The organism is Rhodococcus sp. YH1 (genome assembly GCF_009939605.1).
Lineage (GTDB): Bacteria > Actinomycetota > Actinomycetes > Mycobacteriales > Mycobacteriaceae > Rhodococcus > Rhodococcus aetherivorans.
On the sequence record NZ_WVTE01000268.1, the window covers coordinates 1 to 23244 of the forward strand.

The following is a 23244-nucleotide window of genomic DNA, read 5'->3' on the forward strand; positions in this document are numbered from 1 at the left end:
GCCCCGGATCGCTGTACCAGTACTTCCCCGGCAAGGACGCCATCGTGGCCGAAGTCGTCGACCGCTGGACCGAGGAGGTGCAAGCTCGCATTTCGCACGTGTTCACCGGTGCGCTCGACGCCCCCACCTGGACCGAATCGGTGCGAACCAACATGCGGGTGCTGCTCGAGGCACTCGGCGAGAACCCCCGCCTGCTGCGCGTGCTCATCGAGCAACTCCCCCGCACGCCGGACAGCCGGCTGGTCGCGTTCGAACACCGCATCGACGCGCTGCTGGCCATGTGGCTGCGCTTCAATCCCGGCCGGCGCCCGATCGAGCATCCCGAGGCCATCGCGTGGATGCTCGTCCGCACCGTCGAGAACGTCGCGGTCGGCTACGTGCTCGATCAGCCGCCCATCGAGCCGGACGTCATCGCGGACCAGCTGACGGCCATGATCACCGCCTATCTCAAGGAAATGCTGGACTGACACTCCACACTCGCGTGTCGCTTCCGGACTCATGTCGCTCGTATCGGGATCGGGAATGTTCCTGAGGTCCCGAGGAGCCAAGGTCGGCGGCTCACAGCCCAGCTATACCGTTGCCGATCAGAACCAGGCCCAGGACCAGAAGGACTGTCGCCATGATCGCCGCGTGGTGCCGGGTCATCCACTCATCGGCCACGGCGAGCGCGCGATCAGCGCGGTCGGTGAACACGCCCCGAACCACGGCCGGGGCGGCCACGCCCAGGCTCGCCACGACCGTGAAGACAACCAGCGCCACGACCTGCTCGAGCACCCGCGCAGTCGCGTCCGCGATGACCGCTGCGCCCGCCGCGACCAGGGCGAGGTTCTTCGGATTCGCCGCCGCAAACAGAAACCCCAGACGCAGAGCCCGTCGAGCGGTCATGGTCTGTGCGGCCGCCATCCACCCTGGCACGGTGGACTCCTCTCCGGCCTGCGGACGCGCCCGCCACTTCCGGACAGCCATCAGGACCAGCACGATCCCGAGCGCGAGTTTCACAGCACCGGCCCACCAGGTGGGCTCGTCGGCCAGCATGATCACATCCGCCACCGCGAGCACCACGGCGCCCACGACGAGCAGGCCCGCAACCCAGCCACCGACGAAGGCGTACGACACGCTCACCGGCCGCTTGGTGACCAGGAGCACCGACAGCATCACCATCGGCATCGCGGCCAGCAGCAGGCCGACCGCGATCGGTAGGGACTGCCCGATCGCGCCTGTCACGAGTCACTCCTCGGAGCACCGATCATCGACGAAGGGTAGTCGCCTCAGCCATCCGGTGGGGACGGCACAGGCACGCGATCTTCTCCGGTCCCTGAGGAAAGGGGGTTGTGCGCAGGTGCAGCCACCAGGCCCGTACCGGGACGGCTGCCCTTCCAACGACGTATCGAGCACGCCTCGCCCTCGTTCGGCCATCCTGCGCATCGGTTCGCCCATTCGGCGGTGCGCAGCGCTCAACCGGATCGCTGCGAGTCGGTTGCCCATCGGCGCGGCACCGCCACCTCCATCAGCACACCGGTCTCGATCCGTCCCGTGGTGTCGAGGTCGCGGGTGAACCACGTCGGGCTGCGATGAGTGCGCCGAAGGATCCGGGTGCCGGGGACCGGCTGCCACATCCCGACTGTCCGCCGGCACTCCATGCCCTTCAAGTACAGACCGAGCACGTGTCCGGTGGTGGGGCTGATCCCGCCGGGCACGATTCCGCCGTGGCATGTCGCCGAGAAGTACCCTCGCGCGCTGACAGTCCGTGAGTTCTCGGGGTTGGGCCAGTACGCCTCAACACCACCGGCGGTGGCAATCTTGCTGTCGCGGTTCCAGCGGGCACCGGCCGGCAACGCTCTACCTCGATCGGAGTTCGTCTCGACGAACGTCAGCGTCCACGTCGCGTCGTCTCCGACGACGGGAGCGGTGCCGCAGCATTCGATCTCCCAGTCTTCGACGAACACGACGATGATGTCGACACTGCTGGGGACGGGGGTCGGTTCGGCGAACCTGTGCATCTCATGCCTCGAGTACTCGACGAACCGCGGCACGACGGCCACGGACCCGGTGTCACCTGCGATCACAATGGCCGGGCGGCCGACGCCCCGACAAGGAACTCTGTTCCCCGGATGTTCCTCCCATCATCTCTCGAAGTGATCCGAATTTCGGATGATTGCCACCCCACCGATGAGTTTGTCCACCCCATGGAGTCTCAAGCTCCGTATCATCCTCATCGAGAGTGCGGGAGGAACCGAGTGAATCAGCTGCTGAGAGTCCAGAACTTCACCGTCTCGTGTGACGGCTTCGGGGCCGGTGTACACCAGAGCCTCGAGAGGCCGTTCGGACACGCCGACCCTGGCGAGATGTTCGCGTGGGCCGGCGCGACGGCGAGCTGGCCCATGCGCACAGACCCTGGCGGCAGCCGTGGCCTCGACGACTACTTCACGCGGGACTACGCCCGCAATATCGGTGCCGAGATCATGGGCCGCAACAAGTTCGGTCCCCAACGCGGGCCTTGGCACGACCACGAGTGGCGCGGATGGTGGGGCGACGAACCCCCGTTCCACACCCCGGTGTTCGTGCTGACCCACCACCCGCGCCCGTCGTTCACCCTCTCCGACACCACCTTCCACTTCGTCGACGGCGACCCGGCCACGGTCCTCGAGCGGGCGCGAGAGGCGGCGCGGGGCAAGGATGTCCGACTCGGTGGCGGGGCTACCACCATCCGGCAGTTTCTCGAGGCCGACCTCGTCGACACCATGCACGTGGCAGTCTCGCAGGTGCAGCTCGGATCCGGAGTACGACTCTGGGAGTCACCCGATGAGCTACTCGACCGGTTCCATCTCGAGGTCGTGCCCAGCCCGAGCGGCGTGACGCACCACCTGTTCTGGCGAAGGTGACACCCGGGCACGGACTTCTCGCATCGAAGTCACCTCAGCCGAGTCCGGTATGCGGCGTTCCATATCCAGGGGTTCCGAAAAAATCTACTATCCGGGGATAGTTCGTCGTTGATACCGTCGGCGGATGGCTGTCCGCTACCACGTCACCTCCGTGCTCAACCGTGCTTCCATCTCGCGATACGGCCTGGACTGGAATCGGATGGATGCCGCGCCCGGTATCGCCGGTAGCCGACGGCCCGAGGAGCAGGGCTGCTTCCTCTGCGCCGGCGAGTGGGAGCGGGACTGGTTCGTGCAGATGAACAACACCGGCGGCGCGGTCGACGTGTGGGAGGTCCACGGTATCGATGCCGAGGATCTGGTCGAGTCTCCGGAGGGCCACTACTACTTTCCCGGGGTCATTCCCGCCGCCCGTCTGCGGCTGGAGCAATGGGACGTGCCGCCGGTTCACCGCTGAGGGCTGGTCGCCGGAGCCGGGACGCTGCACCGTGCAACGAGTTCGACCCGGAGGTTGCGCCGAGGTGGTCGGTCAGGTCCGACGCGGAGTCAGGTGACGATCCACAGCGCCAGAACCGCGACGACCAGGGTGAGCGGCGTCGTGATCACGCCGAGCCGGGTGTAGGTGTAAAGGTCCGGACGGCCGGCGGAGCCTTCGAGCAGACGTCGCCACAGCATCGTGGCGAGGGAACCGACGTAGGTGAGATTCGGACCGAGGTTTACACCGAGCAGCGCAGCAAGGATCAGAGCGGGCGGGGCCCCGGGGCCCAGAGCGGTGAGGAGCATCAACGTCGCGGGAATGTTGTTGACGACGTTGGCGGCCACCGCGGCTGCGGCCGCCACCCCGAGCAGCGCCCCGAGGCTCGGCTCGGTGGGCAGCACGTTCGCCAACGCGTCGCCGACGGGGCCGGACGAGACGCCGGCGACAACGACGGCCAGCGCGAAGACGAACACGCAGAACCACAGATCGGCGGCGGCGAGAACTCGCCGAGGGGTGGTGCGATGCCGCCGCAGGGCCGGGACGGCAAGGGCCGCCGCGCCCATCGCCGCCGCCCACACGGGTTCGATCCCCAGCGGCCCCGTCGCCGCGAATCCGACGAGGGTGGCGGCGACGATCCCGAGCGCGTAACGCGGCGCGTGCACGGGCGGTATCGGGTCGGGTTGCAGCGGTGGCAACGAGGCGAGGTCGCGCGCGAAGAACCACCGGAAGACGAGACCCTCGACGAGCACCACCGCGAGCCACGGCAGCGTCATGAGGACAGTGAAGTGCAGGAATGTGAGTCCGGTAGCGGTGAAGGCCAGCAGGTTCGTCAGGTTGGAGACGGGCATCAGCAGCGACGCCGAGTTCGCCAGGTGCCCGGTGGCGTAGACGTGCGGTCGGGGCGACATCCGCAGCGCCGTCGCGGCCCGCAGGACGATCGGCGTCAGCAGGACCACGGTGGCGTCGAGACTGAGCACGGCGGTCACGACGGCGCTGGTGACGAACACGGCGTTGAGCAGACGTCGCGGGTCGTGATTCGCGCGCCGGACGAGAACCGACGCCACCCACGCGAACACGCCGAGCGCGTCGGCGAGATGCCCGAGCACGAGTATGACGGCGAGGAACGCAACGGTCGGGAACAGCGTGCGCAGCTGCTGCTCTACTTCGTGCGGGGTTACGACGCCGAATGCGACGACTGCGGCCGCGGCCGGCAGTGCCACGAACACCTCCGGCAGTCCCCACGGACGCATCACGGCGAAGACGAGCACCCCGGCGAGCATCGCCACCGCTACAGCAACCACAAGGTCGATAGTGCCAGCGCACGAAATGCTCGGGCACCGAACTCCGAGCACGCGATGAACGTCCAGAAACGGCGCGCCGACAGGAGCAAGCCGGCATGTTCCCTGCCGGAGGTCCTGCTCGCCTCGGCAGCGGCACAAGCGGTCTCGCTGCGCCCTGCACCTTCGCCCCGCCCTGCCCATTCCACCAACGAGCCGGGGTCAGCGCTGGTGCGCCGTCAGGGCATGCCCGAACGGCGCACCCACGACTATGGGGGCCACGGGGCGGATCGAGGGCGGTTCACCGAAAGAGACGCGTGGAACCGGCCCGGCACCGTCGCACCCAGGTCTTTCGCCGGCTCGGACTCGCGGCGTGCGAGCGGCGGCCCCGGTTCGCGCCTCGACACCGGGGCCGCCGCCGGTCAGGCGTGGACGCGAGGACGGCGATGCGCCCACGGCATCGCCCGCTCCATCGTGCCCGCCAGTTGCAGCAGGGTCGCCTCGTCTCCGTAGCGCCCGGCGAACTGCACCCCGACCGGCCAGCCCTCGGCGGACTGCCCGAGCGGCAGCGAGATCGCCGGATGCCCAGTGGTGTTGAACACCGAGGTGAACGCTCCGTAGTCGAAGATGCGGTCGTACCATCCGCGCGCGTCCAGCTCCGGGTTGTCGGCGTCGAGGTGCCCGAGCGGGACGGTCGGTTGCGCGGTCGTCGGTGTGAGGAGCACGTCGTACTCGCCGAGGAAGCGTGCCACCTCGCGGCGCACCGTGTTGAACACCCGGTCGGCGGCGTACAGATCGCGCGCGGTGAGCATCGCGCCGTACCGGGCGCACTCGAGCGTCGTCGCCTCCAGGTGCTCGCGGCTGGGGGTGACGCCCAGCAATTCTGCGGTTGCGTAGACGCCGTCGGCGAGGAAGCTGCACCAGGCGGTGAAGTTCGCGTCGTCGAAGGTCTGCGCGTCGATACGCGGGGCCGCCTCTTCGACGTGGTGGCCGAGTCGCTCGAGTACTGCCGCCACCTCCTGCACCGTGGCGACGGACTGCGGGTCGACCGCGCGGGACGGGTCATACGGGGTGGTGCACACCGCGATCCGCAACGGCCGCACGTCCTGCCCGACCAGCTCGGCGAACGGGCGCTCGGGCGCCGGGAGCAGATACCGATCGCCCGGCTCACTGCCGTGCACCGCGTCGAGCAGCCCGGCACTGTCGCGGACGGTGCGCGTCACCGCGAATTCGATGCCCAGGCCCATGAGCGGGTCGGCGTATTCGGGTCCGGGGGTGGTGCGGCCCTGGGTCGGCTTCAGGCCTACCAGCCCGCACGCGGCGGCGGGGATCCGGATCGACCCGCCCCCGTCATTGGCGTGTGCCATCGGTAGTGCACCCGCCGCCACCAGCGCCGCCGACCCGCCGCTCGACCCGCCCGGGCTGCGGTCGGTGTCCCACGGGTTGCGAGTGGGGCGCCCGTACGCGGCGGCCGCCTCCGTCGACGCGTTGAACCCCAGCTCCGGCGTAGTGGTCACGGCCATGGTGGCCAGGCCCGCGCGGCGGAAACGCGCCATCAGATAGGTGTCCTCCGCGGGCACGAGACCGTCGCCGAACAGCCGGCTTCCGTTGCGCTGCGGGACGCCGGCCGCGTGCGCGATGAGGTCCTTGATCGCGAACGGTACGCCCGCGAACGGGCCGTCGCTGCTGTGGTCGAGCGGGGTGGCGAACCGTTCGCCGGCGACTGCGCCGAGAACCGGATCGACGGCGTCTATCGCCCGCGCCGCGACGTCGTGCACCTCGGCCGGGCTCACCTGCCTGTCAGCAATGAGGCGGGCCAGGCCGGTTGCGTCGTGCGCGGTGTAGTCGTTGATGTCCACGGTGATCTCCATTCGGGGGAACGAACGGCCCGACAGTAGGGTGACGCCCGTAACACAACATCGGCCGAACGACCGATGCGCGAACGCCGAAACGATGCCCCTGGCCAACGCGCGACGCGCCGGGGATGATCACCTCATGTCCCGCGCCGACACGGAACGCCTCGCGGCCGCGCTGGCACTGAGTGCACGCCTCGCCCGCGACGACAACCCGACCGACCCAGCTCGCGTCCTGTTCGAGCTGTCCGCGTGCGTGCCGTTCGCGCATGGCGCCATCTCTCGCTGGGACGCGGCGCGCGGGTGCCACCGCACCGCCTCCAGCCTCGGCTACCCGCGGCCGATCGTCGACGCGATCAATCGCTTTCTGCCCCGCCACCCGCTGTTCGACGACATGCTCGGCCGGCGCCTGCCGCAGCAGCTGTGCACGGTGCCCCCGCGGCTGCGCCACGGTCCCGTCTTCGACGAGGTCATCGTGCCGCAGCAGTACACCGACGGACTCAGCCAATGCCTGTTTGCCCCCGACGGGCGCTATGTGGGGATGTTGAACCTGAGCGCTGCCGGTGGACGGGTGTTCGATCGGGAAGACCTGGTCATGGTGGCGCTGCTCGCCGCCGACCTCGCCTGCGTCGTCGACCCGGCTGCCGCGCCCGGCCCCGCTGACCGAGATCCGGGGCGCGGGATCGTGCTCGTTGTCGCCGCATCCGGCGCGATCGACCGCCCCCTCGACGCGCCCCCGGAGCCCGCCGCCGCCGCGCTCGTAGCCGCGGGCGACGGGCTGCGTGCGGTCGCGGCCGAGGTGCGTCGCCGCGGGCGCGCCGCCGACTACCTGCTCATCGCCACCGGCATTGTCTACGACGCCCACCTAGCGCCCGCCCGCGGCGGAGGGGTCCTCGTGCGGGCGCGTGTCGTGCCACCGCCCGACGGTCTGACCGTGCGGGAACTGCAGGTGCTCGGCCTGGTGCGTGACGGCGCGTCGAATACCGCTATCGGTCGGGAGCTGGGAATCCGCCCGTCGACGGTGTCCACCCACTTGGAGCACGTGCTGCGCAAGACCGGCGCCGCCAACCGCACGGTTGCAGCCGTGCGTGCTGCCGAGTGGAAGCTGCGGCTCGTCGACCGCGCCGCGCCGCCAGTCCTCACCGGCAACGCGCCGGCGTCGTGACCACGGCCCATGGCCTCGCTGAGTCCGATCCTCGCCGAGGCGCCGTGGGACCGGCCGGTGTGTTCCTGCTCCGCCCCGGGATCCCCGCGGAAATGCATGTGCTTCCAGTCCTGTTCGAACCGAGGCATGGCATCTGTCCGGCTGGTCTCCTGTGCTGATGACCATCGGGAGTCCTGCGCCCGGAGCAGGAGCGTCAGAGCGTGGCCACGACGTCGAATTCGTACCCGTCGGCCACGGCCATGTGCACGTCCTGGTGCATCAACCCGGCGCTGGCGTGCACCGACCCGCGGGGGCCGTCGTAGCTCAATGTGCCCGAGTGACGGAGGATCTCGTCGATCGTGTTGGATCCGGCCGCGGCGGTGAGCGCGGCGAGAGTGGTCACGCCCTCGTAACACGATTCGGCGGCGTTGTTCAGCGGTGGTGCGCCCGGACCGAACCGACGGACATAGGCGGACATGAAATCCTGCGCACACGCGGTGACGAGTGATGTGAAGTAGCTCGCGGCGACGAACAGGTTTTCGGTAGCGTCCGCCCCGCTTGCCAGTAGCATGTTCTCCTCCATCAGCGGACTGAACCGCAACAGCCGCTGATGCAGACCCCGCCCGCAGAACGCCCGGTTGAACGCGACTGCGTCACGACCCACGAGCAACATGACGGTGCCCTCGGCGCCGCTCTTTTCGATACGCGGCAGCACCCGGGAGAAGTCGGTGGTGCCGTAGTCGACGTAGATCTCCTCGACGACCTGCAGATCGAGCTCGTGACAGTAGGCGCGAATGGCGGGGACGGTCCGTCGCGGCCACACGTAGTTGGCGCCGACGACCGTCCACCGCCGGATGCCGGCGTGCTCCCGCAGCCATCGCAACGCGGGACCGATTTGCAGGCCCGGGGTTTCACCGGAACAGATGATGCCCGGACGCGACTCGCCGCCCTCGTAGAGGGAGGTGTACACGTACGGGATCCGGTGGGCCAGGACCGAGGAGAGCTGCTCGCGTACCGTCGAGATGTGCCAGCCGGTCACCGCGTGGATGCGGTCTGCGGCCAGCAGTCGAGCGATCTCGGCGCGAAGCTCCGGCGCGGGCAGGCTCGCGTCGATCACCTCGATTTCCACCTCGCGGGCGAGGATGCCGCCGTTGTCGTTGAGGGTCGCGGCGGCGAGGTTCGCGACGGCCTCACACGACGGACCGTAGATTCCGCCCGGCCCGCGCAGTGGAATGACCAGTCCGATGCGATAGCTCCTCGACATCATCGAGCCTCCTTGCGGCCGCTGCACGCGCGGTGGAATATTCATCTGGAAGTATTGCGTTCGGAACGATGTCTCAGCAAGGGGTGCCCATGGTGCAGGCCGATCGGGACGACGCGGTCATGGTGGATACGCTGGCGGTCGATCGGGCGGCCGCCCTGGTCCGCGCGGCCGTGCGGGGCGCCCTCACCGGGTCGGATCTCACCCTCGACCAGTGGCGGGTGGTCGACCACCTCGCCTCCGTGGAAGAGGCCACGATGAGTGCGATCTCCGCCGTCACCCTCATCCCGGGGCCGAGCCTGACCCGGACGGTCGATCGGCTCGTCGACGCCGCGCTGGCGTACCGGACCTTGGATTCCTACGATCGGCGACGCATGATGGTCCGCCTCAGCGCCCGCGGCATCGCTCGTCATCGTGCACTCGCCCCGGCGGTGACCGCCGCGCTCGCGGACGCGTTCGCCCCGCTCGCGCCTGCGGAGCTGCGTGAACTGGGAACGCTTCTGGAGAAGCTCACCACTCGCTGACCGTCGCCCCCGTGTAACTCACGGATGCTGCCGCGTGCCGCGCGGCAGCTTTCCTCGCGCGCCACGCACCCCTGCGCACGGAGGTAGCGGCGTCCGCTCCGAGATTACTTCCACTTGACACAGTTCCAAATGGAAGTAAATTGTGAGCCGCACCACGCACATCCCCCATTGGAGGTCGGACAGATGTCAAGCGATGTTGCTCTCCCCCGTTCGCTCGGAGCCGACGTGGACTTCACGCGCTCGGGCGTATCCCGTTTCCCCAACCGCGATCTCGGCGTTCCGAGATTCTGCTGCGAGGTGGGCGTCCCCCTTGCCGAGCAGAAGGAGCTCGGGCACAACCGCTGGCATCCCGACATTCCGCCGCTGCACGAACTGGATCCGGGTGACGAGGTGATCCTCGAAACCCCCGGCTACGACGACTACCAGCTCCAGGATGCCGACGAGGACCAGGACATCCGGGATCTGGACCTGACCCGTACCCATCCGATCGCCGGACCGGTCTACGTCAACGGCGCCGAGCCCGGCGACCTACTGGTGGTCGATGTTCTGGACGTGCAGCCGCTCTCGGGTATCGGATACTCGAACATCCTGCCCGGAATGGGCGGACCACTGGCGAGCTGGTTCCCTCGAGGCTTCAAGACGGTGTGGGACCTGCACGGTCTGTTCGCGACGAGCCGGCAGATCCCGGGCGTGGAGATCCCCGCGATCAGCCACCCCGGTGTGATCGGCGTGGCGCCGTCGCACGAGCTGCTGCAGATCTGGAACGAGCGGGAGGATCCGCTGATCGCCGACGGCCTGGCCGGCCCGCGGGAGGACGCGATCGCGACGTCGGTGCTGCGCACCCTGGAGGGCGACGAATGGGCGCGGGTCGCCGCCACGGCGGCGCGCACGGTGCCGCCCCGAGAGAACGGCGGCAACCTCGACATCAAGAACCTCTCCCGCGGCTCGCGGGTGTACTTCCCGGTTTTCGTCGAGGGGGCGCTCTTCTCGTGCGGCGACCTTCACTTCGCCGAGGGCGATGGTGAAATCACCTGGAACGCCATCGAAATGGATGGGTCCACGTGGCTGCGGTTCAACCTGATCAAGGGTGGCATGGCGAAGTACGGGGTGCGGAACCCGATGCTGCGACCCTCTCCTGTCGACCCGAACTTCGGTACCCGGTACCTGTCGTTCACCGGTTTGTCCGCGCGCGGCCGGGAGCAGAAGTACATCGATACCACCATGGCCGCGGTCGACGCCGTCGAACAGGCGATCGACTACCTCGGTAAGTTCGGTTACGCGCCCGAGCAGGCGTACACGATCATCAGCGTCGCACCGTGCGAGATGCACGTCGGCGGCATCGTCGACATTCCGAACGCGGCTGTCACGCTGAAGATTCCGCTCGACATCTTCGACAAGGACATCCTCCCCCAGTAAGTCGACGGGTCCGCGGTGCCGGGATGCTCGGACGCCCCGGCACCGCGGGCGCCTCGGCGGAAAGCGACCGCAGATGACCGATGTCGGATTGTTCTACGTCGGTGCCGTCCTGATCGTGAACGGCATCATGCTTCTCGGGCGGATCTCCGCCCGCGCCGCTGCGCCGCTGAACCTGTGCGTCGGCACCCTCCAGGTGGTGATCCCGACCGTCCTGATCGTCACCACGGACGGTGGCGGCGCCGCAATCGCCGGGGCAGCCGGTCTCTACCTGTTCGGCTTCACGTACCTGTGGGTCGGGATCAACGCTGCGACGGGATGGCCTCCGGAAGGGTTGGGCTGGTTCTCCCTCTTCGTTGCGGTGGCCGCGGTCGGGTTTGCCGCCCGCACCTGGTACGACGGCGGCCGGCTCTTCGTCGTATTCTGGCTGGCCTGGGCCGGGCTTTGGTTGCTCTTCTTTCTGGTCCTGGCTCTCGGCCGCACCGAACTCACCCGCTTCACCGGTGCCGTGGCGATCACGGAGGGGGTGCTGACCGCGGCTGTTCCGGCAGGCCTGGCACTTGCCGGACTGTGGATCGATTCCGCCGCCGCCGCTCTTGCCGCGACCGCACTCGGGGGCACCGTAGTGGCGGCGCTGTGGCTGGTCACCCGTCCGGCATCGATCGATGCGTCGACTCCTGCCCGGCAAGGCTGACATGCACCCAGCGCCGTCGGCGAGGCGGCTTGCGGCCGTTCAGGAGACCGAGTTCACCGACTCGGGAAAAACCATGCGGCCGAGCACATTGCGCATTTCGGTGAGAAGAGCCGGGTTCACGCCGGCGAAGTGCCGGTCCGACACCTCCTCGCTGAGCCGGCGCGCCTCGTCGCACAGCTTTCGCCCCTCGTCGGTGGCGACGATGAGCTTGTTGCGCCGGTCGCCCGGATCCGCGGTGCGCGCGACGAGGCCACGGCTCTCGAGTTCGTCGACGATCGCGACGATCTGACTGGGATCCAGTCCCATGTCCGCGGCGATGCGGCGCTGCGCCACACCGGCGGGTTCGTCGCACGCGAGGGAGAGCACCGTGTACGGGCGCACCCGCAGCCCGAGCGGGGCGAGGGCCTCGTTCACCGATCGCACCACCATCGCGCTGGCACGCGTCAGCAGAAATCCCAGGTCGTCCTCGAGGACGCGTCGACGTTCCATTCCGACAGCCTTTCGTCGTGACCCTCAGGGTAACAGTTCCTCAATCGTTGACTTTTTCAATAATAGATGTTCCTATGTGATTGGGAGTACATCAGCTCGAGCAACGGAGGATCTCGTGGACCTCAGCAACAAAGTCGCCGTCGTCACCGGTAGCGGACAGGGCCTCGGCCTCGCCTACGCCACCGAGCTGGCCCGTCACGGCGCCGCGGTCGTGATCAACGACGTCGACCGGGCCACCGCCGATGCCGCCGTCGCGACGATCACCGCCGCGGGCGGACGCGCCGTCGCCGTGGTCGCCCCCGTCGGCCCCACAGAGACGGCGAGGAAGCTCGTCGCGGCCGCGGTCGAGCACTTCGGCCGCCTCGACGTGATGGTGACCAACGCCGGCATCCTGCGCGACAAGGTGCTGTGGAAGATGACCGACGACGACTTCGACGCCGTGATCGACGTGCACCTGCGCGGCACCTTCACGTGCGTGCGCGAGGCCGTGCTGCGCTTCCGCGAGCAGGGCGAGGGCGGGCGCATCATCGCCATCGGCTCCCCCGCCGGCCAGCGCGGCAACTTCGGCCAGACCAACTACGCCGGCGCCAAGGCCGCCGTCGTCGGCATGGTCCGCACCTGGGCGATGGAACTGCAGCGCGCCGGCATCACCGCCAACGCCGTGTGCCCCGTCGCCGTCACGGCGATGACCGAGACCGTGCCGATCTTCGCGCCCTACATCGAACAGATGAAGCAGACCGGCGAGCTGCCCGCGGTCATCCGCCGCGAGGTCGGCATGGGCACCCCCGAGGACGTCGCGGGCCTGATCGCCTTCCTCGCCTCCGACGACGCCGCCGCCATCACCGGTCAGGCGTTCTCCGTCGGCGGGGATCGCCTCGCACTGTGGTCGCACCCGCAGCTGACCGCCACCGCCTTCCACGACGGCGGCTTCTCCGCCGACGACGTCGCCGCCCAGTGGCCCATCGTGTTCGCCGACCGCGTCGAGTCCGTCGGCGAGGAATTCCCCGAGGAGGTGCTCGCCAAGTGAGCCGTTACGAGTACGGCATCGACTTCGACAAGATCGACGCCCTCGATATCCACACCCACGTCGAGATCGACGGCTGCGGCCACCGGTCCATGGACGACGAACTGATGGCCGCGTCGGAGAAGTACTTCAAGTCCGGCGAGGAACGCACCCCGACCATCAAGTCCATCGCCGAGCACTACCGCGAGCGGAACATGGCCGCGGTCGTGTTCACCGTCGACGCGCAGTCGGCCACCGGGCACGCCCCGAACTCGGTCGAGGAGATCGCCGAGTTCGCCGCCGAGAACAACGACGTGCTCATCCCGTTCGGCTCCGTCGACCCCCTGCAGGGCAAGGCCGCCGTCCAGCGGTTGCGCCGCCTGGTCGACGAGTACGGCGTCAAGGGCTTCAAGTTCCACCCGAGCATGCAGGGCTTCGAGCCCAACGACCGGCGCTTCTACCCGCTGTACGAGGCCCTCGTCGAGGCACAGGTGCCGGCCCTGTTCCACACCGGGCAGACCGGCATCGGCGCGGGGCTGCCCGGCGGGCACGGCATCAAGCTGCGCTACTCCGACCCGATGCTGCTCGACGACGTCGCCGCCGACTTCCCCGATCTGACCATCGTCATGGCCCACCCCGCTGTACCGTGGGTCGACGCGCAGATCTCCATCGCCACCCACAAGGCGAACGTCTACCTCGACCTGTCCGGCTGGTCGCCGAAGTACTTTCCGCCGCAACTGGTCAAGGCCGCGAACACGATGCTGCGCCACAAGGTGCTGTTCGGCTCCGACTTCCCCGTCATCCAAGTGGATCGATGGCGCAACGATTTCGCCACTCTCGACATCAAACCCGAGATCGCCCCGATGATCTTCAAGCAGAACGCACTGCGCGTTCTCGGCATCAAGCGCTGAGCACAGGAGGCCCCATGACCATCCCCGCCACCTCCACCACCCACGTCGCCACCCTGGCCGACCTCGAGGCATTCGTCGGGCAGCCGCTCGGCGTCAGCTCGTGGATGGCGATCGAGCAGGACCGGATCCAGACCTTCGCCGACGCCACCGACGACCATCAGTGGATCCACCTCGACGTCGAGCGGGCGAGGAAGGAAAGCCCCTTCGGTGGGCCCATCGCCCACGGTTACCTGACGCTCTCCCTGATCATCCCGATGTGGAGCGAGGTCCTGAAGGTCGACAGTGTCACCATGGCCGTCAACTACGGTCTGAACAGGGTCCGCTTCACCAACCCCGTTCCGGCCGGCAGCAAGGTCCGCCTCAACGCCACGCTGAAGTCGCTCGAGAAGCTGCCGAAGGGCGGCGTGCAGATCACGATCGACGGCATGATCGAGCTCGAGGGCAGCGAGCGGCCCGCCGTCGTCGTCGAGGCGGTCTACCGCATGTTCGATTAGCGGCCGCCGCCTGCAGCCGAGCGAATGTACCCTTCCGTCGATCTACAAGAGGGAAGGGTACATTCGCTCGTTCCAGGACGGCTCACGGTTGCACGAACGCGGGCAGCAGCGTCTGCGCGACCCGTTCGTTCCAGTCGGCGTCGATGTCACCGCTCCGGGCCCGTTCCGCGAAGTAGGCACCGACGATGCAGTCCAGAAATGTTTCGACGTCGAGGTCGGCTCGCACGAGTCCCCGCGAGATGTGGTGTCGCACGACCTCGGTCAAGGTGCTGCGGTGGCGCACGAGCACCGAGCGGATGAGACCGGTGAACGCGGGATCCGCATCGGTCACCAGCGCAGCAAGGCCGCCGAAGCCGACGCCCCCGTCGACCGAACGGAGGGACTGCTCGGCCAGCCACGTCAGCACCTGGTGCGCGGTGGCATCCGGCGCGGGAGGCGCGGGCCGCGCAATCGGCTCCATCACCGCGGTGAGCATCTCGTCCCGGTCACGGTAGCGGCGGTAGATGGTGGTGCGGGCCATGCCCGTGTGTGCGGCCACGGCCTCGATCGTCACCGCCTTGGGCCCCTTGCGACGCAGCAGCTCGAGCACGGCGTCGGCGATGCGTTCCTCCGGCGTGGCAGTCCCCTCACCTTGCCGCACGCGCCCCCTCCTGTCCGCTGTCTCGACTTACGACAATCCTACAATATCGCTACACTATATGTAGCTACGCAACATGTAGCGATTCGAAGAGAGGGACGCACATGAAGATCTCGAACTCGTCGGCCGGAGCGATCGCCCTGATCCTGGGCATCGTCACCATGACCGCATCGGTATGGTTCGACACCACCCCCGTCGGCTCCGGGGTCACTCTCGGACTGGGCGCCATCGCCGCGATCTACGCCCTGTGGTCGCTGATCGCCCGGGATCCGACCAAGGACCACTGGTCCCTGTCCGTCGTCGGCCTGATCTTGTTCATCTCGCCGTGGATCGGGCAGTTCGCCGGCGACGGCGCGGCCTGGACCGCGTGGATCGCGGGGGCGTTGATCATGCTCGTCGGCGGCGCCGCGTACCTCGCCGACGAGTCCGCCGACGTCGCGGCGGCGACCCGGGAAGAGGAACGACGCACGTATGCGTCGACGGCCCGCTGAAACGCCGAGGGGGAGGTTGTCGGCGACATCACTCGATCGATGTCGCGACAACCTCCCCCTCGGTGACCATCTCGAGGCGGATGAACTTACACCAGCAGCTCGGCGATCTGAATGGTGTTGAGGGCAGCGCCCTTCCGCAGGTTGTCCCCCGAGACGAACAGCGCGAGTCCGCGACCGTCCGGCACGCCCGGGTCCTGCCGGACCCGGCCCACCAGCGACGGATCCTGACCGGCGGCCTGCAGCGGCGTCGGGACGTCCACGAGGCGCACGCCGGGGGCGTTCGCGAGCAGTTCCTTCGCACGCTCCACCGACAGGGGACGTTCGAACTCGGCGTTGATCGACAGCGAGTGACCGGTGATCACCGGCACACGCACGCAGGTACCCGAGACCAGCAGATCCGGCAGCCCGAGGATCTTGCGGGACTCGTTGCGCAGCTTCTGGTCCTCGTCGGTCTCGCCGCTGCCGTCGTCGACGAGCGAACCCGCGAGCGGCAGGACGTTGAACGCGATCGGCGCGACGTACTTGTCCGGGGCCGGGAAGTCGACGGCGCTGCCGTCGTGCACGAGCTTCTCGGCGTCGCCGATGACGGCGCGGGCCTGACCGAGCAGTTCCTCGACGCCGGCGATGCCGCTGCCGGAGACCGCCTGGTAGCTCGAGACGATCAGCCGCTGCAGGCCGGCCTCGTCGTGCAGCACTTTCAGGACCGGCATCGCGGCCATGGTGGTGCAGTTCGGGTTGGCGATGATGCCCTTCGGCGGGTTCTTCGCCTCCTGCGGGTTGACCTCGCTCACGACGAGGGGCACCTCGGGGTCCTTGCGCCAGGCCGAGGAGTTGTCGACCACGACCGCCCCGGCGGCGGCGAACCGCGGCGCCTGGGCACGCGAGAGCGTCGCACCGGCGGAGAACAGGGCGATGTCGATGCCCTTCAGGTCCTCGTCGGAGGTCGCCGCGGCGTCCTCCACGACGATCTCCTCACCGCGGAACGGCAGCTTCTTGCCGGCCGAGCGGGCCGAGGCGAAGAACCGCACCTTGTCGGCGGGAAAGTTGCGCTCCTCGAGCAGGGTGCGCATGACGATGCCGACCTGTCCGGTGGCACCGACGACAGCGAGAGTGGTCACAGCGATTACCGTCCCGTTCCGGCGTGGACGACGGCTTCTTCCTCGCCGCCGAGTTCGAACGCGGCGTGCAGGGCGCGCACCGCGTCGTCGAGTTCCGTGTCGTCGACGAGGACCGAGATACGGATCTCCGACGTGGAGATGAGGTCGATGTTGATGCCCGCACCCGCGAGGGCCTCGCAGAACTTCGCCGTGACGCCCGGGTGGCTCTTCATGCCGGCGCCGACGAGCGAGACCTTGCCGATGTGGTCGTCGAACAGCACCTGGGTGAAGCCGATCTCCTCCTGCTGCTTGCTCAGCAGCTCCACGGCGCGCGGGCCGTCGCCCTTGGGCAGGGTGAAGGTGATGTCGGTCTTGCCCGTCTCCACCTTGGAGATGTTCTGCAACACCATGTCGATGTTGATCTCGGCGTCGGCGACGGCACGGAACACCTTCGCGGCGTAACCGGGGGTATCGGGCAGGCCGACGACGGTGACCTTGGCCTCGCCGCGATCGTGCGCGACGCCGGTGATCAGAGCCTCTTCCACGGGGATGTCCTCCATCGATCCGGACACGATGGTGCCGGGCTTGGTGGTGTACGACGAACGAACGTGCACGGGCACGTTGTAGCGGCGGGCGTACTCGACGCAGCGCAGCATGAGCACCTTCGCGCCGCACGCCGCGAGCTCGAGCATCTCCTCGAAGGAGACCTTCTCGAGCCGCTGCGCGTCCTTGACGATGCGCGGGTCGGCGGTGAAGACGCCGTCGACGTCGGTGTAGATCTCGCAGACATCGGCGTTCAGCGCCGCGGCCAGGGCGACGGCGGTCGTGTCGGAGCCGCCGCGGCCGAGGGTGGTGATGTCCTTGCTGTCCTGGCTCACGCCCTGGAAGCCGGCGACGAGGACGATGCTGCCCTCGTCCAGCGCGGCCCGGACGCGGCCGGGGGTGACGTCGATGATCTTCGCGTTGCCGTGGCTGCTCGTGGTGATCACGCCGGCCTGCGAGCCGGTGAACGACCGCGCCTCGGCGCCGAGCGAGTGGATCGCCATCGCGACCAGGGCGTTGGAGATCCGCTCACCGGAGGTGAGGAGCATGTCCATCTCCCGCGCCGGCGGCGCCGGGCACACCTGCTGGGCGAGGTCGAGCAGCTCGTCGGTGGTGTCGCCCATCGCCGAGACCACGACGACGACGTCGTTGCCCGCCTTCTTGGTCTCGACGATCCGTTCAGCGACGCGCCGGATCCGCTCGGCCGTCGCGACCGAGGATCCTCCGTACTTCTGGACGACGAGTGCCACGCTGGCGAACCTCCGGGGTCTTGGGTGCAAGTCCAGGGGATCAGCTTACCGATGCGGCCTGGAGGGACGGGGCTCGACCTGCCCCGGCACCCGGCAGCCGCCGCTCCCGGCCTGCGGCGAGGGCCGGAACCGTCGGGCGTGACAGCGGTCTCGGGTGGTGACAGCATCTCCGGCGTGAGCATCGGCAGACGCCTGCAGGTCCGAGCGGTGGACGAACGTTCCTCCGCCTCCCCCATCGAGTTGTTCTTCGATCTCGTGTTCGTCTTCGCCCTGACCCGGGTCACCGACCTCATGGCGGTGGACACCAGCGGCGTCGACGTGCTGCGCGCCGCCCTCGTCATGGCGGTGCTGTGGTGGGTGTGGGTCGGCTACTCGTGGCTGGGCAATCTCGCCCGCGCCGACGAGGGCCTCATGCGAGTGGTGATGTTCGCCGCGATGGGGGCCGTGTTCGTCGTCGCCCTGACGATTCCCGAGGCGTTCGACGACATGCCGGGTGGCCTCGACGGACCGGTGATCTTCGCGGTCGGCTACTTCACCGTGCGCCTGATCCACCTGTCGACGTTCCTCGTCCTGAGCCGGGACGATCCGCAGCTGCGGCGGCAGGTGCTCCGATTCCTTCCGAGCATGCTGGCGGGAACGGCGTTCCTGCTGATCGCCTCGCAGCTGTCCGGACCCGCGCAGACGGTGCTGTGGATCCTCGCCCTGGCGGGCGACTACCTCGGCACCCTGGCCGGGGGCACCGGGTGGCGGCTCCGCTCGGTGAGCCACTTCGCGGAGCGGCACGGACTCATGGTGATCGTCGCCCTCGGTGAGTCGATCGTCTCGATCTGGATCGGCGTCGCGGCGCTGCCGATCTCCTGGGCGATCATCGTCGCGTCACTGCTGGGTCTGTCCGTCTCGGCGCTGCTGTGGTGGGCGTATTTCGACGTCACGTCCCTGGCCGTCGAGAAGGTCTTCGACGCGGCGACCGGGACCCGGCTGATCCGGATCGCCCAGCGTTGCTACAGCTACGCCCACCTGCCGATAGTGATCGGAATCGTCATGCTCTCGCTGGGCCTGAAGAAGATCCTCGCCTACGTCGGGGACGGGAACCATCATCGGCTCACCGATCCCCTCCAGGGCTGGCCGCTGGCCGGCCTGTACGGCGGGGCCGCGCTCTATCTCCTCGCCCTGGTGTTCTTCCGCGCCTACGCGACCGGTCGCGTCGAGGTTCCCCGGGCGACGACGGCGGTCGTCCTGCTCGCACTCCTTCCCGTGGTGGGGCACGTCCCGGCGCTGGCGACCCTCGGCATCCTGGTGGCGGTGCTGCTCGTCCTCATCGGGTACGAGACCGTCCGTTACGCCGAGCCGCGCGAGACGATCCGTCACGGGGGCTGAGACCGGACGGGCGGCTCATCCCGCGACGGTCGTGCGCAGCAGCATGACGTTGTAGTCGCTCCAGCGGGACGCGACGAAATACAGGTCGTTGCCGCTGGACCACGGATGGATGTACGGCGCGTACAGGCCGCCGATCTGGGCGCCGGTGACGACCGCGCGCGGCGCGCTCCACGGGCCTTCCGGGCGCGCGCTCGTGCGCATCTCGATCTGCCCGCGTTCCTCGTTGCCGTAGAGGAGGACGAAGGTGCTGCCGGTCCAGTGCACCGACATCTCGCCGACCGGGGCGTCGACGACGGGGACCGCCGCATCGATCCCGCCGAGGATCCAGTGGGTGCCGGTCCAGAACTCGTAGGCGGTGAGGTCGCGGATCTGCGCCTCGGGCACGCGCGAGACGTGGGCCGGACCGAAGCGCCCGTCGGGCGTGCCGAAGTCGTAGACGTAGCCCTCGTGCTTCACGTACGCGTGCTGTTGGAAGTTGCTGTTGCCCGTCGCCAGCTGCTGGACGCCGGGGACCTCGACGGGGGTGTTCACCCGCGCGGTGGCGGGGTCGACGGTCCATGTCTCACCGTTGTCGGTCGAGTACGCGACGGCCGAGGCGTTGGTCCACCATTCGCCCGGTTCGCCCCAGGCGCGCACCGACATGAAGTTGATGTACTGCGTGCCGCCGACCGAGATGCCGGCGGTGGGCACGACGGTGGTCTCGACCCCGTCGATGCCGACGCTGCCGAGGACCTCGCGGGCGAAGTTCGGGTCGGAGGAGAGCACCGGCGCCCCGGAGTAGCGATCCCCGGGTCGGGGGTCGGGCACGGCGATGCCGTCCGACAGCTCGGTGTCGCCGCTGCGCATGAGGATGTTGCGGCGCCATTCGTCGCCCTCGACCGAGCAGTCGCCGAAGGTGTCTCCGAAGGCCGCGAGCACCTGCCGGCCGGGGCCGGTCCCGCCGTTGTCCCACATGATTCCCAGGTCGGTGCCCGAGACGGAGAAGCGGGTGTCGGTCCGGTTCGGGCTGCGCGGTCCCGTGACCCAGGCGACGGTGCGGGTGGGCCCGGAGGTGATCGTCGGCAGCGGTCCCTGCGGCGTCCCGGCACCGGGGTTGCTGCTGCCGAAGCCGCTGCTTCCGGACCCGGAGCCCCCGCACGGTTCCGCTTGAGCGGTGGCGGCAAACGGCACCGCGCAGCCGAGCGCGAGCAGCAGCGCCGAGGAGAACGTCGTCGCCGACCGGACCGCCCTCATGAGCCCTCCTCCCGGCCGGGTGACCGAAACGCGTCTTCCCTGATACTCCTGTGACCAATGGTGTCTGTGTGACGAATGAGGTCAACGTATTGGATCGACGGGGCTCGCGACAGCGCCCTCCGTATCGATCGGGTCACGTTCGTACGGCCTGCTCCGCCCGGCCCCGGCAGCGAAATCCCCGCATCCCGGGTGGGCTCCGGCGGGGGCGAGCGAGTACACTGCCTGGCATGCAGCGCGCGCTTCTCCTCGGCCGCCGCGGCGGGATCTGACCAGACCGGCTTCCCGTCGCGGGGTGTGGTCGCGCCGGTCGTATCCTCATCCGGACTCACCGGTCCCCTTTTTTTGGAGTTACGTCATGTCACCCGCCGACGCATTCACCTCCGGCTCGCGCACTATCACGCCGCCGAGCAAGCCCGCCCCCGCCGATCAGCCGGCGTGGAACACGCAGAAGAACTCCTCGATGCCGACCTACCGGTACCGGCCGTTCGCCGAGGAGGTCGAGCCGGTCACGCTGCCGGACCGCACCTGGCCGGACAAGGTCATCGACCGGGCCCCCGCCTGGTGCGCCGTGGACCTGCGTGACGGCAACCAGGCGCTCATCGACCCCATGAGCCCCGCCCGCAAGCGGCGCATGTTCGACCTGCTGGTACGCATGGGCTACAAGGAGATCGAGGTCGGCTTCCCGTCGGCGAGCCAGACCGATTTCGACTTCGTCCGAGAAATCATCGAGGACAACGCGATTCCCGACGACGTCACCATCCAGGTGCTGACGCAGGCCCGCCCCGAGCTGATCAAGCGCACCTTCGAGGCGTGCGCCGGGGCCCACACGGCCATCGTCCACTTCTACAACTCGACGTCGATCCTGCAGCGCCGCGTGGTGTTCAAGGCGGACAAGGACACGGTCAAGAAGATCGCCACCGACGCGGCCGAACTGGTACTCGAGGAGGCGAAGAACCACCCCGACACGAACTGGCGGTGGGAGTACTCCCCCGAGTCGTACACCGGCACGGAACTGTCGTACGCCAAGGAGGTGTGCGACGCGGTCGTCGACACCCTGGGCGCGACCCCCGAGAACCCCGTGATCATCAACCTGCCGGCGACGGTCGAGATGGCCACGCCGAACGTGTACGCCGACTCGATCGAGTGGATGCACCGCAACCTGGCCAAGCGCGACTCGATCATCCTGTCGCTGCACCCGCACAACGACCGCGGCACCGGCGTCGCGGCGGCCGAACTGGGCTACCAGGCCGGCGCCGACCGCATCGAGGGCTGCCTGTTCGGCAACGGCGAGCGCACCGGCAACGTGTGCCTGGTCACCCTCGGCCTGAACATGTTCAGCCGCGGCGTGGACCCGCAGATCGACTTCTCCAACATCGACGAGATCCGCCGCACCGTCGAGTACTGCAACCAGCTGCCCGTGCCCGAGCGGCACCCCTACGGCGGCGACCTGGTGTACACGGCCTTCTCGGGCAGCCACCAGGACGCCATCAACAAGGGCATGGACATGATGAAGGCCGACGCCGACGCGGCGGGCACCGACGTCGACGACCTGACCTGGGCGGTTCCGTACCTGCCGATCGACCCGAAGGACGTCGGCCGCAGCTACGAGGCCGTGATCCGGGTGAACTCGCAGTCCGGCAAGGGCGGCGTGGCGTACATCATGAAGCACGACCACGGCCTGAACCTGCCCCGGCGGCTGCAGATCGAGTTCTCGCAGGCGGTGCAGCGCGTCACCGACGGTGAGGGCGGCGAGGTCAGCCCCAAGGAGATGTGGGACATCTTCCACGAGGAGTACCTGACCCCGATCACCCCGCTCGAGCGGATCCGGCAGAAGGTCGCCGCGGCCGAGACCGACGACGGCACCGACACCGTCACCGCGGTCGTGAAGTATCACGGCAAGGAACAGGAGATCACCGGGTCCGGCAACGGCCCGCTCGCCGCCTTCGTCGACGCCCTGGAGACCCTGGGCTACCAGGTGGCGGTCCGCGGCTACGCCGAGCACGCCATGTCGGCCGGTGACGACGCCCTCGCGGCCGCGTACGTCGAGGCGGACGTGACCCGCCCCGACGGGGTTTCGGCCCTGGTCTGGGGTGTCGGAATCGCGCCGTCCATCACGACGGCGTCGCTGCGCGCGGTGGTCTCGGCGGTGAACCGGGCCCACTGAGCCCTCCGGTCCCGCGAACACCGCGGCAAACGGCGCGAATTCGGACGAACGCGGCGGTACTCTTTCGCAGGAGTGCCGCCGCGTGTCCGTTTGTCGGCCGGGCGAATCTCGGTTCGGATCCGTCTCCGCACGTGCCCCACGAAAGGGAGCGTCACATGGATTTCTGGGACATCATCTGGTTCATCATCGTCAGCTTCGCGTTCATCGCGTACCTGATGGTGCTCTTCTCCATCATCGGGGACCTGTTCCGCAACCACCAGCAGTCCGGCTGGATCAAGGCGATCTGGATCGTCTTCCTGATCTTCCTGCCGTTCCTGACCGCCCTGATCTATCTGATCGTCAACGGCAAGGGCATGGCCGAGCGCTCCGCGCGGGAGTACGCCCAGGTCAAGCAGGCCCAGGACAGTTACATCCGCGAGGTCGCCGGCAAGTCCCCCGCCGAGCACATCGCCGACGCCAAGGCCCTGCTCGACGCGGGCACCATCACCGAGGCCGAATACCAGGCCCTCAAGGCCAAGGCACTGGCCTGACGC

24 protein-coding genes are annotated in these 23244 nt (G+C 68.6%); 14 read left to right on the plus strand and 10 right to left on the minus strand.

Annotation, left to right across the window (positions count from 1 at the left end):
* Window positions 1-467 (plus strand): TetR/AcrR family transcriptional regulator (locus AIIKEEIJ_RS27390; RefSeq protein WP_161996960.1); only part of this gene is annotated, 467 nt, incomplete at its 5' end.
* A 91-nt stretch (window positions 468-558) separates the two neighbouring features.
* Here the strand turns inward: AIIKEEIJ_RS27390 and AIIKEEIJ_RS27395 are convergent.
* Both AIIKEEIJ_RS27395 and AIIKEEIJ_RS27400 read right to left on the minus strand, forming a co-directional pair.
* A complete protein-coding gene (locus tag AIIKEEIJ_RS27395) occupies window positions 559-1224 on the minus strand; it encodes a GAP family protein (protein ID WP_072634139.1) in 666 nt (221 codons plus the stop codon).
* 230 nt (window positions 1225-1454) lie between these two features.
* The gene (locus AIIKEEIJ_RS27400) at window positions 1455-2042 is read right to left on the minus strand and encodes a DUF6578 domain-containing protein (protein ID WP_338021023.1); all 588 of its coding nucleotides are present in this window, start codon (window positions 2040-2042) and stop codon (window positions 1455-1457) included.
* Between the two features lie 195 nt (window positions 2043-2237).
* Between AIIKEEIJ_RS27400 and AIIKEEIJ_RS27405 the strand changes: the two genes are divergently transcribed.
* Entirely contained in the window at window positions 2238-2882 is a 645-nt protein-coding gene (locus AIIKEEIJ_RS27405) for a dihydrofolate reductase family protein (RefSeq protein ID WP_161996961.1), read from the plus strand.
* 124 nt (window positions 2883-3006) lie between these two features.
* Window positions 3007-3336, plus strand: coding sequence for a hypothetical protein (locus tag AIIKEEIJ_RS27410; protein WP_238406601.1), 330 nt, complete (start codon window positions 3007-3009; stop codon window positions 3334-3336).
* A gap of 89 nt (window positions 3337-3425) precedes the next feature.
* On the opposite strand, the gene AIIKEEIJ_RS27415 is transcribed toward AIIKEEIJ_RS27410, so the two are convergent.
* Complete coding sequence (locus tag AIIKEEIJ_RS27415) at window positions 3426-4658, minus strand: SLC13 family permease (RefSeq protein ID WP_139310938.1); 1233 nt, start codon at window positions 4656-4658, stop codon at window positions 3426-3428.
* Window positions 4659-5056: 398 nt separating this feature from the next.
* Window positions 5057-6493, minus strand: coding sequence for an amidase (locus AIIKEEIJ_RS27420; RefSeq protein WP_072634199.1), 1437 nt, complete (start codon window positions 6491-6493; stop codon window positions 5057-5059).
* On the opposite strand from AIIKEEIJ_RS27420, the gene AIIKEEIJ_RS27425 reads away from it, so the two are divergent.
* A complete protein-coding gene (locus AIIKEEIJ_RS27425; protein WP_161996962.1) occupies window positions 6486-7652 on the plus strand; it encodes a LuxR C-terminal-related transcriptional regulator in 1167 nt (388 codons plus the stop codon). The genes AIIKEEIJ_RS27420 and AIIKEEIJ_RS27425 overlap by 8 nt on opposite strands.
* A gap of 193 nt (window positions 7653-7845) precedes the next feature.
* On the opposite strand, the gene AIIKEEIJ_RS27430 is transcribed toward AIIKEEIJ_RS27425, so the two are convergent.
* On the minus strand, window positions 7846-8898 hold the full coding sequence (locus AIIKEEIJ_RS27430; RefSeq protein ID WP_006932670.1) for a substrate-binding domain-containing protein: 1053 nt from the start codon (window positions 8896-8898) through the stop codon (window positions 7846-7848).
* Between the two features lie 86 nt (window positions 8899-8984).
* On the opposite strand from AIIKEEIJ_RS27430, the gene AIIKEEIJ_RS27435 reads away from it, so the two are divergent.
* The 3 genes from AIIKEEIJ_RS27435 to AIIKEEIJ_RS27445 all read left to right on the plus strand — a co-directional run bounded on the left by AIIKEEIJ_RS27435 (window position 8985) and on the right by AIIKEEIJ_RS27445 (window position 11523).
* Window positions 8985-9416, plus strand: a complete 432-nt coding sequence (locus tag AIIKEEIJ_RS27435; protein ID WP_006932669.1) for a MarR family winged helix-turn-helix transcriptional regulator — start codon at window positions 8985-8987, stop codon at window positions 9414-9416.
* 297 nt (window positions 9417-9713) lie between these two features.
* Complete coding sequence (locus AIIKEEIJ_RS27440; protein WP_037202250.1) at window positions 9714-10832, plus strand: acetamidase/formamidase family protein; 1119 nt, start codon at window positions 9714-9716, stop codon at window positions 10830-10832.
* 73 nt (window positions 10833-10905) lie between these two features.
* Entirely contained in the window at window positions 10906-11523 is a 618-nt protein-coding gene (locus AIIKEEIJ_RS27445; protein WP_006932667.1) for an AmiS/UreI family transporter, read from the plus strand.
* A 39-nt stretch (window positions 11524-11562) separates the two neighbouring features.
* Here AIIKEEIJ_RS27445 and AIIKEEIJ_RS27450 read toward each other — a convergent pair whose 3' ends face one another.
* Window positions 11563-12012 carry a MarR family winged helix-turn-helix transcriptional regulator gene (locus AIIKEEIJ_RS27450; protein ID WP_050034484.1) on the minus strand — a complete coding sequence of 150 codons (450 nt, stop codon included), beginning with the start codon at window positions 12010-12012 and terminating at the stop codon, window positions 11563-11565.
* A 115-nt stretch (window positions 12013-12127) separates the two neighbouring features.
* On the opposite strand from AIIKEEIJ_RS27450, the gene couN reads away from it, so the two are divergent.
* Genes couN through AIIKEEIJ_RS27465 form a run of 3 tightly spaced genes read left to right on the plus strand, consistent with a single transcriptional unit; the run spans window position 12128 to window position 14420 of the window.
* Window positions 12128-13039 carry a 4-hydroxyphenyl-beta-hydroxyacyl-CoA dehydrogenase gene (couN, locus tag AIIKEEIJ_RS27455; protein WP_029547165.1) on the plus strand — a complete coding sequence of 304 codons (912 nt, stop codon included), beginning with the start codon at window positions 12128-12130 and terminating at the stop codon, window positions 13037-13039.
* Window positions 13036-13926: a 4-hydroxyphenyl-beta-ketoacyl-CoA hydrolase gene (gene couO, locus AIIKEEIJ_RS27460; RefSeq protein ID WP_161996963.1), complete on the plus strand. Its 891-nt coding sequence runs from the start codon at window positions 13036-13038 to the stop codon at window positions 13924-13926. Before couN ends, couO begins: the two co-directional genes overlap by 4 nt.
* Before the next feature lie 14 nt (window positions 13927-13940).
* The gene (locus AIIKEEIJ_RS27465; RefSeq protein ID WP_161996964.1) at window positions 13941-14420 is read left to right on the plus strand and encodes a MaoC family dehydratase; all 480 of its coding nucleotides are present in this window, start codon (window positions 13941-13943) and stop codon (window positions 14418-14420) included.
* Between the two features lie 82 nt (window positions 14421-14502).
* On the opposite strand, the gene AIIKEEIJ_RS27470 is transcribed toward AIIKEEIJ_RS27465, so the two are convergent.
* Window positions 14503-15060: a TetR family transcriptional regulator gene (locus tag AIIKEEIJ_RS27470; RefSeq protein ID WP_161996965.1), complete on the minus strand. Its 558-nt coding sequence runs from the start codon at window positions 15058-15060 to the stop codon at window positions 14503-14505.
* A gap of 101 nt (window positions 15061-15161) precedes the next feature.
* Between AIIKEEIJ_RS27470 and AIIKEEIJ_RS27475 the strand changes: the two genes are divergently transcribed.
* Window positions 15162-15548, plus strand: a complete 387-nt coding sequence (locus AIIKEEIJ_RS27475) for an SPW repeat domain-containing protein (RefSeq protein WP_050034482.1) — start codon at window positions 15162-15164, stop codon at window positions 15546-15548.
* 86 nt (window positions 15549-15634) lie between these two features.
* On the opposite strand, the gene AIIKEEIJ_RS27480 is transcribed toward AIIKEEIJ_RS27475, so the two are convergent.
* Both AIIKEEIJ_RS27480 and AIIKEEIJ_RS27485 read right to left on the minus strand, forming a co-directional pair.
* A complete protein-coding gene (locus AIIKEEIJ_RS27480) occupies window positions 15635-16666 on the minus strand; it encodes an aspartate-semialdehyde dehydrogenase (RefSeq protein WP_161996966.1) in 1032 nt (343 codons plus the stop codon).
* A 5-nt stretch (window positions 16667-16671) separates the two neighbouring features.
* Complete coding sequence (locus AIIKEEIJ_RS27485) at window positions 16672-17937, minus strand: aspartate kinase (protein ID WP_006932606.1); 1266 nt, start codon at window positions 17935-17937, stop codon at window positions 16672-16674.
* A 174-nt stretch (window positions 17938-18111) separates the two neighbouring features.
* On the opposite strand from AIIKEEIJ_RS27485, the gene AIIKEEIJ_RS27490 reads away from it, so the two are divergent.
* Entirely contained in the window at window positions 18112-19314 is a 1203-nt protein-coding gene (locus tag AIIKEEIJ_RS27490; RefSeq protein ID WP_161996967.1) for a low temperature requirement protein A, read from the plus strand.
* A gap of 15 nt (window positions 19315-19329) precedes the next feature.
* Here the strand turns inward: AIIKEEIJ_RS27490 and AIIKEEIJ_RS27495 are convergent, their stop codons facing one another.
* A complete protein-coding gene (locus AIIKEEIJ_RS27495; protein ID WP_050034481.1) occupies window positions 19330-20547 on the minus strand; it encodes a DUF4185 domain-containing protein in 1218 nt (405 codons plus the stop codon).
* A gap of 355 nt (window positions 20548-20902) precedes the next feature.
* Here AIIKEEIJ_RS27495 and leuA point away from each other — a divergent pair, with 355 nt between their 5' ends.
* Both leuA and AIIKEEIJ_RS27505 read left to right on the plus strand, forming a co-directional pair.
* A complete protein-coding gene (gene leuA, locus AIIKEEIJ_RS27500) occupies window positions 20903-22711 on the plus strand; it encodes a 2-isopropylmalate synthase (RefSeq protein WP_050034480.1) in 1809 nt (602 codons plus the stop codon).
* A gap of 155 nt (window positions 22712-22866) precedes the next feature.
* On the plus strand, window positions 22867-23241 hold the full coding sequence (locus AIIKEEIJ_RS27505; RefSeq protein ID WP_006932600.1) for an SHOCT domain-containing protein: 375 nt from the start codon (window positions 22867-22869) through the stop codon (window positions 23239-23241).
* Window positions 23242-23244: the final 3 nt, after the last annotated feature.

What these genes read in the sequence shown, in the direction of transcription:
- AIIKEEIJ_RS27410 (WP_238406601.1), top strand. Translation starts at nt 3,007, where the DNA reads ATGGCTGTCCGCTACCACGTCACCTCCGTGCTCAACCGTGCTTCCATC.
- AIIKEEIJ_RS27425 (WP_161996962.1), top strand. Translation starts at nt 6,486, where the DNA reads ATGTCCACGGTGATCTCCATTCGGGGGAACGAACGGCCCGACAGTAGG.
- AIIKEEIJ_RS27430 (WP_006932670.1), bottom strand. Translation starts at nt 8,898, where the DNA reads ATGATGTCGAGGAGCTATCGCATCGGACTGGTCATTCCACTGCGCGGG.
- AIIKEEIJ_RS27435 (WP_006932669.1), top strand. Translation starts at nt 8,985, where the DNA reads ATGGTGCAGGCCGATCGGGACGACGCGGTCATGGTGGATACGCTGGCG.
- AIIKEEIJ_RS27445 (WP_006932667.1), top strand. Translation starts at nt 10,906, where the DNA reads ATGACCGATGTCGGATTGTTCTACGTCGGTGCCGTCCTGATCGTGAAC.
- AIIKEEIJ_RS27450 (WP_050034484.1), bottom strand. Translation starts at nt 12,012, where the DNA reads ATGGAACGTCGACGCGTCCTCGAGGACGACCTGGGATTTCTGCTGACG.
- AIIKEEIJ_RS27465 (WP_161996964.1), top strand. Translation starts at nt 13,941, where the DNA reads ATGACCATCCCCGCCACCTCCACCACCCACGTCGCCACCCTGGCCGAC.
- AIIKEEIJ_RS27475 (WP_050034482.1), top strand. Translation starts at nt 15,162, where the DNA reads ATGAAGATCTCGAACTCGTCGGCCGGAGCGATCGCCCTGATCCTGGGC.
- AIIKEEIJ_RS27495 (WP_050034481.1), bottom strand. Translation starts at nt 20,547, where the DNA reads ATGAGGGCGGTCCGGTCGGCGACGACGTTCTCCTCGGCGCTGCTGCTC.
- leuA (WP_050034480.1), top strand. Translation starts at nt 20,903, where the DNA reads ATGTCACCCGCCGACGCATTCACCTCCGGCTCGCGCACTATCACGCCG.
- AIIKEEIJ_RS27505 (WP_006932600.1), top strand. Translation starts at nt 22,867, where the DNA reads ATGGATTTCTGGGACATCATCTGGTTCATCATCGTCAGCTTCGCGTTC.